Genomic DNA, 13,088 nt, shown 5'->3' with positions numbered 1-13,088 from the left:
AAGCCATTCTAAAAGATTATTCAGTCAGTTTGAGGTTAAATTAGCATTCAGAGCAGATTTAAGATAATCGCCTTAAGGTCTGATACCAATACAACTTTGTGGCACATTGCCGCCAATATTAATGTAGTCGCAACATTCATGAACTTGCTGGCGTAAGTATTGATTGCCTTTAATTGCCCAACCAGACCAATGATCGAAGCAATACAATAAGTGCCAAAACACTTTCTCGGTATCGCTAGGTTGTTCGGCTAATTGGATGGGATTATTTGATATAAATTGCCACTCTTCCAGCACATCCCACATATAGATCTGTATCTCTTTGTAATCTAATTGATTATTTAAAAAGGCTTTACCAAAATAGGCAAGTTGTGGTGCTTTGGTTTCAATAAAATCATTAGCCGTCATCATAATTGCGTCCTTGAATATTCGAAATGCGGTTGCGAAGAATTGCGCAGCTAACTTGGTGAATGGGTCAAATAGAGTATAGACGTTAATTTAGCTGTCGATAGTCAAAAGCTCAAAAAAGTGTCGATTCAGTCATTCAATAGTGCTATTTAGTTGATTTATCAGCTAGTAAAAATGTATAGGGTAACAATTTATGGCGTTACAATATTGAGCAAGTTTGGACCAATTAATCGAGCTAAAACTGGTTGAGATAATATTGACCGAGATAAGACTGGCCAATATGACATTGTTGGAAACAACATAAATGCCGATGGCATGCATTAACATGACCATCGGTAGGTATAGGCGATTAGTGGGATATTAGCGAGGCAGTAGAGTCGCTTTTTTCAACATGACAGTATTAACCGGAAAATCGGGCCAATTTAGGGTGGTGTTATGTTCAGTTGGTACCAATGAAATGGCTTCTAATACATCCATCCCCTGAGTCACTTCACCAAAAACGGTATAGCCCCAACGACGTTTAGAAGGGTCTAATTTTTTATTGTCACCTAGGTTGAAGTAAAACTGACGTGTTGCTGAATGAGGATCGTTATCTCGAGCCATGGCAATTGTGCCAAGGGAGTTTGATAAACCATTACCTGACTCATTTACAACAGGCTCTAGCGAAGGGCGTTCTTCTAATTTAGTGGTTAACCCGCCACCTTGCACTACAAATTCGGCAATCACACGATGAAAAATAGTATTGTCATATTCGCCTTTAACCACATAGGTTAAAAAGTTATCTACGGTAAGCGGTGCACGAGTGCGATCTAACTCAACCACTATTTTCCCCATAGATGTGTCCAACTCTACTTGCGGATATAAAGTGTCTTTTTGAATGTCGACCGCAGCGTTGGAACTTAAGCTGGTCAATAACAGTAGGCAAGTGGATAACCATTTCAACATAATGTGACGTCCTTTTTTATTGGCATCTCTCGATGCCAATACCTGATAAAGCGGGTTGGATTAACGTTGAATAAATTGGTGTAACTCTTCATCGTTAAGAATTTCAGTGGTGAGCTTATCAACGAGTTTGGTGATATCTAATTCAAGAGTGGCAAAATCTGGGCTTAACGGGCCTTTTAAATAGCCATTAGCGTTATAGGATTTGGTGAACTCTTGTTGTGAGTTTTTAGCCAATACATTGATAACTAAACGTGTTTTTGATTCGTAACTGAACGTGGTATCCGTGACGTCAGCTAACAAGTAATTTAGCTGAAACTGCACTGAATTGCGTGCGGCAGGGTCAATAACATAACCGGCTTTGTTCATGCCATTACGGAACAGTGTATCCAACTGTTGACGGATGGGCTCACTGGCGCTGACTAATCTTGGTGATTTGCCTTCTTCATTAAAGCGCACCACAAAGCTTGCTTCGCGAGTATCGATGGTGTCGACCAGTACAGGGAAATCGACTTCAGTTTGTAACTGAATCGGACCCAGCGTGGGATTAAGACCAACATGAGTCGGTTCATAACTTGCGCAAGCCGACAACAATAATGTGGACAGTAAAATAGGGATCAATAACTTCATGAGACAACAATAACCAGTAAAAGGTAGATAAATGATACCAGAATTTGTCTGGGTTTCCAGTATCGCTAAGGTTATGTTGTTATAAAGAGAACTAGAGTGATGCCCATTACAAGTTATGCAGGCGTCATCACTTATTAATATCTGGTTTTAACGTCATTTTAACGTCATTTTAATGGGATTATACGGCAACCATATACTTGGTTATTGACATTAATGACTGATCAATTCAGGTTAGTGATATGTAACTTAAGTTTGATAAACAACATGATGTAGGTAATGTAATGCAACATAAACAGCCGCAATTGGCTCCTGATAAATTGATTAATGTCAACGGCCAGCCTGTGTTTGGCATATTTGATGGGATTGTTGATTCACTCAATGTTAATCAGTTTGCTTATTCGACGGTAATGGACAAGCCTGCATCGGCAATGGCTAAGTACTTTGATTTTAAACAATTCCAATTCGTTAGTATTATCACTCCTCATTATATTATCGCCCTGGCGATTGCCGATATTCGTTATGTCGCCAATGGTTTTTGCTACCTTTATGACATTAAAACTAACAAGCTGACCCAAACGCAATGGCTAACGCCATTCGGGTTTGGCTGCCAGCTAAGTGACTCTCCTAAGCGTGGGCGCGCCGAAATTGGCCGTAAACACAAAGGTATTGTTATCAATATTGTCGACGGACAATGGCAAGTCGAGATTAACCTTGCAGACATACAAGCCAATTTACGTATTCAACCTGCGCCGTTGAGTTTACCCATCAGTTTGTGTACCCCAACGGGTTATAACGGTTGGACCTATACTCAAAAGCACAATGGCTTGGCCGTAACAGGGCAATTAACTATTCATCATGAACCGCAGCCTTTACAATATGCGCTTGCAGGTTATGACTTTTCGGCTGGGTTTATGCGCCGCGAAACCAGTTGGCGCTGGGCTTCAATGAATGCCAAAACTGACGCCGGGATTATTGGGTTGAATTTAGCCGCTGGCGTTAATGAAACGGGTCAAACAGAAAATGTGATGTGGATAAATGGCCAACGCCATATACTGGGCGGGGCACAGTTTGATTTTAATCGACACTCACAACAAGATGTGTGGCATATCACCACTAATGATGGCAATGTCGATTTGCATTTTAGGCCGTTAAATCAACGCAGCGAAAAGCTCAATTTAATCTGGTTAAAAAACAACTTTAGACAATACATTGGCTACTTTAGCGGAGTGATTTGCGACAACAATGGTAATCAATATAAGTTAACTAACCAGCTAGGATTAACAGAAGATCATTTTGCCAAATGGTGATGACGATTAACGGTGTCGACTAGATTAGTGACCTTTTTAGTCTATGGCCTATTAAAAACGGCCTATTAAAAACGGCCTATTAAAAACGGCCTATTAAAAACGGAGTATTAAAGCGGTTTACTAAAATGGGTTGTGCCGGAAGAGCTATTTGATTAGGAATGCGAAGTAGCGAAGCGTTATTACAAACGTTGTTAACATAATAATAAATATAAATGGATAACATATGGACATGGATTTACTGATAGCTCACCCAGAGTGGTTATTACTGGTGTTAGCGCCGATTTTTTTTGGCTGCATTTTATTGGAGTGGTGGTTTGGTGTTCGTGCCCAGCGATTGCCGAGTAATGCCCAATATCGCCCTGCCGAAGTGTTGTGCAATTTTGTATTGGCTGGAATGCATCAAGTGGCGGATATTATCGCGGGCTTATTGATTGCAACGATCTACTTACACTTTTTTGGCTGGCGCTTATTTGATATCGAAATGACATTATTCACTTTTGGTTTATTGCTCATTGCGCAAGACTTTTGTTATTACTGGTTTCATCGCGCTAGCCATCGTATCCGTTGGATGTGGGCTGCACATGTGGTGCATCACAGCTCAGAAAACATGAACTTCAGCACCGCCTTTAGACAAAGCTTAATGTACCCGTTGGCAGGCATGTGGTTGTTTTGGTTACCGCTGGTGGTGATTGGCTTTGATCCTAACTGGGTGGTGTTTGCGGTGTTGCTCAACCTTGGATTGCAGTTCTTTGTTCACACTCAAGCGATTAAATCGTTAGGACCGTTAGAATTGATTTTCAATACACCGTCCCATCATCGTGTTCATCATGGGCGCAACCCACAATATATCGACAAAAATTATGCCGGTGTGCTGATTATATGGGACAAAATGTTTGGTACGTTTGAGCCTGAAAATGAAACTGTGGTGTACGGTATTACCAAACCGGTAAACAGTTTTAATCCGTTAGTGGTAACGTTTAGTGAATGGCGCGACATGTGGGGTGATGTTACCCAAGCGCAATTATCGCTAACACAACGTTTACGGATATTATTTGCACCGCCTTCAACACATCAACAGTCATCCACTAAATCCGATATTTGAGCCCGCTGTAAACAGGCTTCAGACTAGTACTTATCCCACTTTGCTTGCTTTAATAGAGTAAATAAGTGGGATGAGGTGGTCTTGATGTTTCAGCTGGTAACCTTTGCCTACCACAAACTCCAAACCTTCGACGCAGTTGTAGGGACTGTAAGGGTGCTCGTTAAACGCTTCGATACAGAGTCCTGCACTAATGAGTGCGCTAATGACTTCGCTTATCGGATGTGGCCAAGTGACTACCGTTTCAATTTGGTCATTGTGGTTTTCGGTGTAGGTGACTTCATCTTCGATATCCGGTTGTGTCTGTGGAAAGTAGCCATAACCACACAACACATCATTAAAAGGGTGGAACTCAACCAAATGAAATTCACCGCCTGGACGTAATGCTCCAGCAATGGTTTGCGCCCAGCGAGTTAAATCGGGTAACCAAGCTAACACCCCATAAGAGGTGAATACGATGTCATATTGCTCGACATTGTGGTCACCAAATTGATAGATGTCATTATTGATGAATGTTGCTGGTAAGTGTAATTGAGCAGCCAGTTTTTTTGCAGTTGCAATCGACTCGCTTGATAAATCTACGCCAGTGACATTGGCGCCAAGCCTTGCCCACGATAAGCTGTCTTGTCCAAAGTGACATTGTAGGTGCAACAGGCTTTTGTGGTGCACATCGCCGACTTGTTCAAGTTCAATGGGGTTTAATGATGACTTACCTTGGATAAATGCGTCTAAATCGTAAAATGTTGAATCGAGGTGGATTTGAGTTCGCTGGTTCCATGCGTGTTTATTGATGGCTAAATAGTCCATGTTCAATGTCTTCTTATTGCTTTAATGGGGTAAATTATCGAAATGATTCAATAATGTTACTTGGTTTGAAGCTAAAACACGAATGGCTCAATAGGCGATGTGTTACTTTTTGCTTAACAAATAAAAAGGCTTGATAACTCAGTGTTATCAAGCCTTTTTAAAAGCGACAAAAGATGACTCTTTAGCTGTTATTGCATGATTAATTTTTGACGTTCAATAAATTGATGAAACTCAATTTTAGGTGCTATGGCACCTTTATGTTGGATCACAAATCCTGCTGCTTGGGAGGCTAATTTTATCGCTGTGCTGATATCTGCGCCAGTTAAGCGTGCGCCTAAATACACCCCATTAAACGAGTCCCCCGCTGATGTGGTGTCGACAACATTCGTTACTGGTGTGATTGAAAAATGCTGTTGCTGACCATTAATTACATAATTAATGCCGTTTTCACCATTTTTTATCACCAGTTCATTAATGTCGTAAGGCTGGCAGAACGCAATAATGTCTTCAACGGAGCTAATACCGTAAAGTTGATTAAAGTCATCAACACCTGGCAGTACGACATCGGCCACACTAAACGCAATATCAAACTGTGCCTTTGCTTGGTCTGGACTGTGCCACATTCTTGCGCGGTAGTTAGGGTCAAATACAATACTGACACCTGCTTGCTTACATTGTTTAATCAGTAACCAAAATGCGTCTCGATCTTCTTCATTAATAACCGCTAAAGAAATGCCTGAAAAAAACACCATATCTGCCTGAGATATTTTACTGATGGCTGCATCATCAATAAATTGCATGATTTGCTTGGCGGCTGAATCGTTGCGCCAGTATGTAAAGCTGCGCTCGCCTTTACTGTCGGTTTGTATTGCATACAGGCCGGCAATTTTGTCAGTGCTTTGAAAGACCATATCAGTATTAATTTTTTCATCGTCAAAGCGTTGCAACATGGCCTGGCTAAAACTATCTTGGCCAATGGCTGTGACTAGGTGGGTATTAATATCACTAAAGGTGCGTTTAAGGTAAACCCCAGTGTTATACACGTCACCAGCAAAAGATTGCTGTAAACTGGTGGCCGTTACACGCTGTAATTCGACCATACACTCACCAAATAAATACAGACTCTTCACGGTTATGCCTTCCTTTTTACCGGTTCAATTTTTCCGCCTAACCACAACGAAATTAATGCTAGTGGAACTAACGCCGCACCTAAAATAAAGAATGGCGTATAGTCACCGCCTTTGGTCATCATTGGCACTAATTGGATGGTGATAATTACACTTAATACTGCCGATGTACCACTAATACCAGCTAAGGTTCCGACAGTTTTACCGGAGAAGTAATCACTTGGTAATGTTTGAACGTTGCCTATAGCTGTTTGAAAACCAAATAAGATAAGCGCTATAAGGCCCATTGCCATCCAAGGCGTTGCAGCAAGAGATGTCAGTAACAGTGCTGGCAGCATAACCATACAACCTAAGACAATTGCACTACGACGGGCTTTATTCACCGACCAGCCTCGGCTCATCAAGTGGCCACTAAACCAGCCACCAAATAATGCTCCGATGGCAGCTCCGACATAAGGTAACCAAGCAAATGCGCCAATTTGTTTAACATCAAAGCCAAATTTTTCGTTTAAATACAATGGTAGCCAAGCAACAAATAACCACCAGATAGGGTCGATAAAGAAACGTGCTGCAATCACTCCCCAAGTTTGACGGTGGCGTAATAACTGTCCCATAGTGGGCACGTATTCTTTGTCCTGTTGTTTTTCTGAAGTGCATCGTTGTCCGGTTAAGATATGTTGGCGTTCTTCTTCAGTGATCCATGGATGTGAGTCTGGTGATGATTTATAAACAATCAACCAAGGTAAAATCCAAAGAATACCCAAACTACCAATGACGATAAAGGTTGCCTGCCATCCTAAAAAGGCATACAAAAAAGCAATTAATGGTGGGGCGATAATCGAGCCTAAAGACGCACCAGCATTGAAGATGCCTTGTGCTAGAGCGCGTTCTTTAATCGGAAACCATTCAGCATTCGCTTTGGTTGCGCCAGGCCAGTTACCCGCTTCACCTAGCCCGAGCATGGCTCTAAAAATAGCAAATGAGGTAACGCTTGCTGCAACAGCATGGAGGGCGATTGAGACCGACCACACTACAATGGATAATAAAAAACCTAGGCGTGTACCAATAGCATCAAATATCTTACCAAATAGAGACTGACCAATTGCGTATGAGATCATGAACACGGTAATAATGTTGGCATAATCACTTTTATCTAAACCTAAATCTTCTGCAATGCCTGGCCACATAATGGCAAGGGCAGATCGGTCGATGTAGTTAATGACGGTAGCGAGTGCCACTAAGCTGACAACAAGCCAACGTAGGTGCTTCAATTTAAGGGGAACTTTTTTCATGCTAAACCCTCAACAAAATCTTCTCTAGCCGGGCTAAAGGTATCAATTAAAATGCCACCAGTTGGGCAAACTGCACCATGGTCTACATGAGGTGGCACAAAGAAGCTGTCTCCAGCCGTTAGCACCTTAATCACACCATCGACATTGACATGAAACTCACCTTCTACCACATAAGATACTTGTGAATGGCGATGAGCATGCACATAGCCTTCTGCTCCCTTATCAAACCAAATCTTTACTGCCATGAGTTCATGATTAAATCCAAGCATTTGGCGCTTTAACCCTCCGCCAATATCTTCGATTTCTGTTTGTTCCCCAAATGAAAAATGTTCACTTTGCTGCATGGTGTTTATTCCTTTTTATTTTAATTTTGTGTTACTTGAATTCTTTAATGTCTAATAATTCGGCGCGTCCGCTAAATGGGTATTGCACCCCATTGACGCTAATGACACTTTGAGTTTCTTGAGTCACAGCGATATCTGCGTGGTTGATTGCTAATAGATATTGTTGTCCATCGGTAAAGCGTATTTGCACCGCTTCTAGATCAGCTTGTTGATGATGAATCAGCTCAGCAATACTGCTGGTGGCTTCTAAGGTGTATTCTTTTGATGGGTTGTACTCGCCGTGTGGCTCCATCACGCTGACATAAGTATGATTAGTAGCATTCACTCGGTGAATGAACGACTGCTGTTGGCGTAAGTTCATATCCGGATCGTTGGCACCCAATTGGGTGAATAACATTTGCTCGTCAGTGGCGTTGTTAAAGTTAGTATTAACTAACGTGCTAAGGGTATAAAAATGGCCGTTATCATTTAACCAAGTGACTTTAGCCAGTTTATTAGCGGCTTTGTCTTTGGCTAGGTTAGCAGTTGCTAACAACCATAGATGTTGATAACCATTTTCGGTACCCAAAGCAGACAATTGAGTCAAGGATGCCTGTCTGTCAAAGTTGGTATCGATTAATTGCCCTTGATAATGCACGGGTAAGTCGTATTGATGTGGCTTGTTAGCTGTAACACGCATTATATCGATGCCAATTACCGCATCACGTTGCTTGATGTTGACTAAGGCGAGAGTGCGCTTAAATGCGACATCATCATAAGCGGTATCGATAGAAGCCGACGCGATGGTGAGGTCTTGCTTTGCTGAGTAGAAGTGTAATGTAGGGTTATTTTTGTTAGCCGCTTTAAGCTTGCCATTAAAATGACTTTTCTCGTCAACAATTAAAGTGTTATGGGCAATGGTTTGTTTAGCCCATGATTCATTTTCAGGTAAATAACGGCCACCAAATTTTGCCTCAACATTTAGAAAACGTGCAGCGCCATAATCGGATACGATTTCATTACCAGCATCGTAAAACTGCCAGGTTAACTTATCAAAATGACCATGACCTAAACCTTGCGCAGTCGCTTTAAATACAATGGCTTGGTCGGTTGCTTTACCTTGACGCATAACCACTAATGCACCGTCATCACCTTGTTGGCCATCACGGAATAATGTCGAAACGAATGGAAAGGGCTGTTGTAGTTTATTGTCTAACCCTTGTGCAACTTTAAGCCCATCACCCGTTAATAAAATATTGTGTTGTTGCTGTGCAATATCTAATAAACGTGGATCGCCGTTGAGACCATAAGCAATGGCGACGCCGTTGACGAGTTCAATAGTGTCGATGCCTTTGCTTTTAATCGCATCGTTAAGGGGAAAAAACAGCTGGTTATAACTGAGTTCAACTGTGCTGGTAATGGCTTTAAGTAAAATACCGTCACGGTATTGAAAAATCTTACGCTGCGGTTCGTTTTGCTCAATAGCTTTAGCAAACGTCACAAATGGCATTAATGCATAACGTTGATAATATGGCCCTTCATTGTAATAACCGTCTGGTGAAAACAATTCGTCCAACTGACGCATAAAACCGCCTTTTTTGGCGAGATTTAAGTCGTATAAAGCACGTTCAACCCAAAGTGGCTTATCGAGTACATATCCGCTCATGCCAACCGCAGCAGTGGCCCAAGTGCCGTGGTTATGAACTTTATTAAAGGTGTGCGGCGATTGTTCTGACAAAAAGAGTGCAGCGGGTATTATTGCACCCGTTTCGATGGTATTACGTTCTGCAGGTGTTAACGCATCATAGATAAAGTCGTACGCCTGAATGGTGTGTACCAACCAAACTGCTTCATTGAGTCCTTGCCAGAAAAGTTTACCTTCATTGTTACTTTTACGCATAGGGTGCAAAGGTAGCGTTGGGTAAAGTGTGGCATATTGCAACAGCATGTCTTTAACGTATTCGGCATATTTTTTATCGCCAGTCAGCTGATAAATAATGCCCGTGTCATACATTTGTTGGTAATTACTTTTATGTTTTTCGTGGGTATAACCACCACCGGCATCTTTGGGTACTGGTACTTCAATTGGCTGAACCAGTCCTTTATCGACACTATTCTGTGTGGCATTGAAAGCATTTTGAAATGTCCCAGGTTGAGTGATGGCCTGTTTCATGGCTGCCACATCTTGCTGGTTGATGACTAAGTTTGGATGTTGCGCAGCCATAACGGGTAATGAAATAACGCACGTCATTGACGCCAATAGCGCTATTTTTCCTACTTGCTTAATGACACGCGTCATCGGGCTTACGCCTGCGGCTATATTGAAGTTATTCATAATTTTTGCACTTTATTATTGTTGATATCTGCAGTGTGTTTACCTATTGCAACTAACTCCGTTACTTGTGGGCTAGGTGTATTAGTAAACTGATTATGCGTAATGCGGGTTTGTGGTTCACCGACGGTGTGAACAACAATAATAGCGGAACTGTCGTTAAATTTATTGTGCTCTATTTGGCTCATTTGAACCCCATGTAACTTCAGTGACGCGCCTGTTTTATTGCGCTTACCTTGACCGACTTTAATGAACACATTGTTGGTTACCGATACATGGGGACCAAAGGTACTCTCATCCGTTCCACCGCGGTATACCGTGGCAATAGCACCTTCAATATCGTCAAACTGGTTATTGTCCAATATGAGGTATTCGGTGTTATAAATTCCTAGGTCGTCGGTTTCTTTGTCGAGGCGAAATAAATCCCCGCTAATATGGCGGAACTGGCTATTGCTGACATTAATACTATCTGCAAAGGCGCGACTGCCCGAATCGAAAAAGTGAAATGAATGATTCACATTGAGTTGCTCAACAATGCTGTTTGTCATTTCAAAACGATAATTCGTTAACATGCCCCATTTGCGGGTTCTTACCACGCTATTACCCGCAGCGTCAGGGCTATTTAAACCCGTAATGACTAGACCATCGAGTTGCAAACTACCATTGTCTTGAATTTCAAATAGACTAGGGCGTTCAAAGCTGATTATTGCTTGGTGAGCATTAGCGGCTTTAAAGCTTAACGTTTTGTTGATCGCCAGTATTCTGCTGATGTTATATTTGCCATCACTGAGTAATAAAATATCGCCTGGTTGAGCTCGTTCAACTGCGCTTGCTAATTCATCGTCACTGGCGCTAACCTTGATGGTGTTGCCAGATTGAAATGCGACAGTAGGCTCTGCTTTTGGATACCAAGATGTGCCGGTATCTTGCTTTAATGTAGGGGTCAGTTTTTTACTGGCACCATATGCTGCAAAATTTTCATCACTTGGGTATAACAAGCCATTAGCAGCGCGTTTCATGGTGATATCTTGTGAACGAATACCTTTAGCCATGAATGGGCTTAACGTTTTGGTCGCAAAATTACTCAGGTTGTCGTTAAAGCTAAGTCCGCTAATATCATCGTATAAAGTAAATGGCGCGGTTGGGCTAATAAACAGATTGTGGTTTAATTTACTGTCTAGTGGCACTGCTGAACGTTCGCTGTCACTGCCCGCGGCCAGCTCAATATGGTCAAGATTAATAAAGCTGTTGTTATTAACATTGGCGTTAACCACCTGATGATAGCGATTAATTGATGAATTTGGCACGCCATTCATAATAGTAAAACCACTGCCAAATCGATTGCCGGTTAAGCCTTCTAGATAGTTGTTAGTAATGGTTTGATCGCGGTTAATCACGCGGATCCCGCCGGTATGTTCAACGCCATTACCCAAAAACACATTACTATCGATAATATTACCGTTACCGTGCCTTAAGGTTAATGTGCCTCTTGATTCATAAAATACGTTATTTTGAATACGGTTTTTACCCGATTTGACTGAAATAATTTCGACTTCGCCATCGCAGCGATCAAAATAATTATTTTCAACCACAGTAAAAGAATCCGTTAGTGAGTAATGGCTGGTGCCAATTCTGAGGGTTTCGCCACCATTAGAGCCTAAGATTGGGCGAGGACCAAAATAGTTATGATCAATTCGGTGATGGTTTTGCTGGCTGTTCTCACTGTCTAAACGCACCGCAACAGTTACGCCAACATTGCGTTTACCAACAAAGTGGTTGTGATCAAGTCGGTTATTTTGTCCATATAAGCTGACCCAATAATCAGACTCTTGGCGATCTAGATTGCTGTAGTTATCGATAACCACTTCGGTTACTCGTGAGTGATTGGCTAACTGAGTTTTACTTTTACGAAAAGCAATAACTTCATTACTTGGCGTAGAGCCATTTTTAAATACTAGCCCCGATACCTGTAAATATTCACCAGCCAGTTTAAGGTTCGATTGGCCAGACAGGATCACTTTACCTTTAGTTTCGGCAGTTAATTCAATAGGCGCATTGGCGGTGCCTGTCGCCATAAACAACACTTCAAAATTTTGCCATGTACCATTTTTTAAAATGATTTTATCGCCAGGCTCAACCAGCTTTAGTGCTTTTTTGTACTCAGCCTGGGTAGTCACTAAGCGATCTTTTGCCTGCACATAGATAGATGGGATGCAAAGCATTAATAAGACTAACAACTGCGTGAATAACCAATGCCTTGACGATGACGTATTGTTATTTGAATGATTCATCTAGTCTCTCGTTTAATACTGTTAAAATGATATCCCCATGGCTACATTAAGTAGTTATCAAGGGGGAAAGGCTCAAAATTACTTTTTCACCTTAGAATTCGTTAGCGCCATAACGTGAATAATCAGCAACTGTGGTGTTATTTTTATTGGGAATTATTTTGAGTTTACCCAACATTTTCATGACTTTGAAACAACATGACAAGAAATCTGCCACTGTAACGTTAGCCAAAAAATTGAGGTCGTCCACTGTCATGCGCATCGTGATAAGAGCTGTCTGGAAATGGTAAGTTATTTGGCTGGGTGTCACTCTCACGGTATTGCTAAGTAAGCGTAACCGTAATTAAGCGTAGCCTAGTCCAATTACCTAGCATTTAAGAGACTGTGACGTGCTGTTTTTGTATTGACTCGTTTGTCTCTGTCGCACGTTCATGATTGCTTAATAGAGATATTAGTGCCGCGTCGTAAATTGCTGATCTTGATTGCGACTTTAATCCTGTTAATCTCAAAGTATTGCTTGTCTTGATAAATTTCAC

11 protein-coding genes are annotated in these 13,088 nt (G+C 41.6%); 2 read left to right on the top strand and 9 right to left on the bottom strand.

All coding sequences use genetic code 11. The annotated features are described in order from the left end of the window. Positions 1-72: 72 nt before the first annotated feature. The 3 genes from AAEY97_RS14880 to AAEY97_RS14870 form a co-directional block, all read right to left on the bottom strand. Positions 73-405, bottom strand: coding sequence for a hypothetical protein (locus AAEY97_RS14880; RefSeq protein ID WP_162024390.1), 333 nt, complete (start codon positions 403-405; stop codon positions 73-75). Positions 406-765: 360 nt separating this feature from the next. Beyond that, positions 766-1,350 (bottom strand): peptidylprolyl isomerase, encoded by a 585-nt coding sequence (locus AAEY97_RS14875; RefSeq protein WP_182744290.1) that lies wholly within the window; start codon positions 1,348-1,350, stop codon positions 766-768. Between the two features lie 60 nt (positions 1,351-1,410). Beyond that, complete coding sequence (locus AAEY97_RS14870) at positions 1,411-1,977, bottom strand: YajG family lipoprotein (RefSeq protein ID WP_011638554.1); 567 nt, start codon at positions 1,975-1,977, stop codon at positions 1,411-1,413. Between the two features lie 281 nt (positions 1,978-2,258). On the opposite strand from AAEY97_RS14870, the gene AAEY97_RS14865 reads away from it, so the two are divergent. Together AAEY97_RS14865 and AAEY97_RS14860 are read left to right on the top strand one after the other, a co-directional pair. Continuing rightward, positions 2,259-3,284, top strand: a complete 1,026-nt coding sequence (locus AAEY97_RS14865; RefSeq protein ID WP_350979180.1) for a DUF2804 domain-containing protein — start codon at positions 2,259-2,261, stop codon at positions 3,282-3,284. A gap of 223 nt (positions 3,285-3,507) precedes the next feature. Further along, positions 3,508-4,386, top strand: a complete 879-nt coding sequence (locus AAEY97_RS14860) for a sterol desaturase family protein (RefSeq protein WP_101088729.1) — start codon at positions 3,508-3,510, stop codon at positions 4,384-4,386. 30 nt (positions 4,387-4,416) lie between these two features. On the opposite strand, the gene AAEY97_RS14855 is transcribed toward AAEY97_RS14860, so the two are convergent. The 6 genes from AAEY97_RS14855 to AAEY97_RS14830 all read right to left on the bottom strand — a co-directional run bounded on the left by AAEY97_RS14855 (position 4,417) and on the right by AAEY97_RS14830 (position 12,555). Beyond that, positions 4,417-5,190 carry a class I SAM-dependent methyltransferase gene (locus AAEY97_RS14855; RefSeq protein ID WP_350999696.1) on the bottom strand — a complete coding sequence of 258 codons (774 nt, stop codon included), beginning with the start codon at positions 5,188-5,190 and terminating at the stop codon, positions 4,417-4,419. A gap of 188 nt (positions 5,191-5,378) precedes the next feature. Beyond that, a complete protein-coding gene (locus tag AAEY97_RS14850; protein ID WP_350999693.1) occupies positions 5,379-6,320 on the bottom strand; it encodes a sugar kinase in 942 nt (313 codons plus the stop codon). Positions 6,321-6,322: 2 nt separating this feature from the next. Next, complete coding sequence (locus tag AAEY97_RS14845; protein ID WP_101088732.1) at positions 6,323-7,609, bottom strand: MFS transporter; 1,287 nt, start codon at positions 7,607-7,609, stop codon at positions 6,323-6,325. Further along, complete coding sequence (locus tag AAEY97_RS14840) at positions 7,606-7,953, bottom strand: cupin domain-containing protein (protein ID WP_162023764.1); 348 nt, start codon at positions 7,951-7,953, stop codon at positions 7,606-7,608. The genes AAEY97_RS14845 and AAEY97_RS14840 overlap by 4 nt, the downstream gene beginning before the upstream one ends. Before the next feature lie 31 nt (positions 7,954-7,984). Next, entirely contained in the window at positions 7,985-10,231 is a 2,247-nt protein-coding gene (locus AAEY97_RS14835; RefSeq protein ID WP_350999712.1) for a heparinase II/III domain-containing protein, read from the bottom strand. Between the two features lie 32 nt (positions 10,232-10,263). Continuing rightward, positions 10,264-12,555 (bottom strand): chondroitinase-B domain-containing protein, encoded by a 2,292-nt coding sequence (locus AAEY97_RS14830; RefSeq protein ID WP_350999690.1) that lies wholly within the window; start codon positions 12,553-12,555, stop codon positions 10,264-10,266. Positions 12,556-13,088: the final 533 nt, after the last annotated feature.

Source organism: Shewanella sp. TB7-MNA-CIBAN-0143, from assembly GCF_040310065.1.
Classification (GTDB): Bacteria; Pseudomonadota; Gammaproteobacteria; order Enterobacterales; family Shewanellaceae; genus Shewanella.
This window is presented reverse-complemented; position numbering and strand designations above follow the sequence as displayed.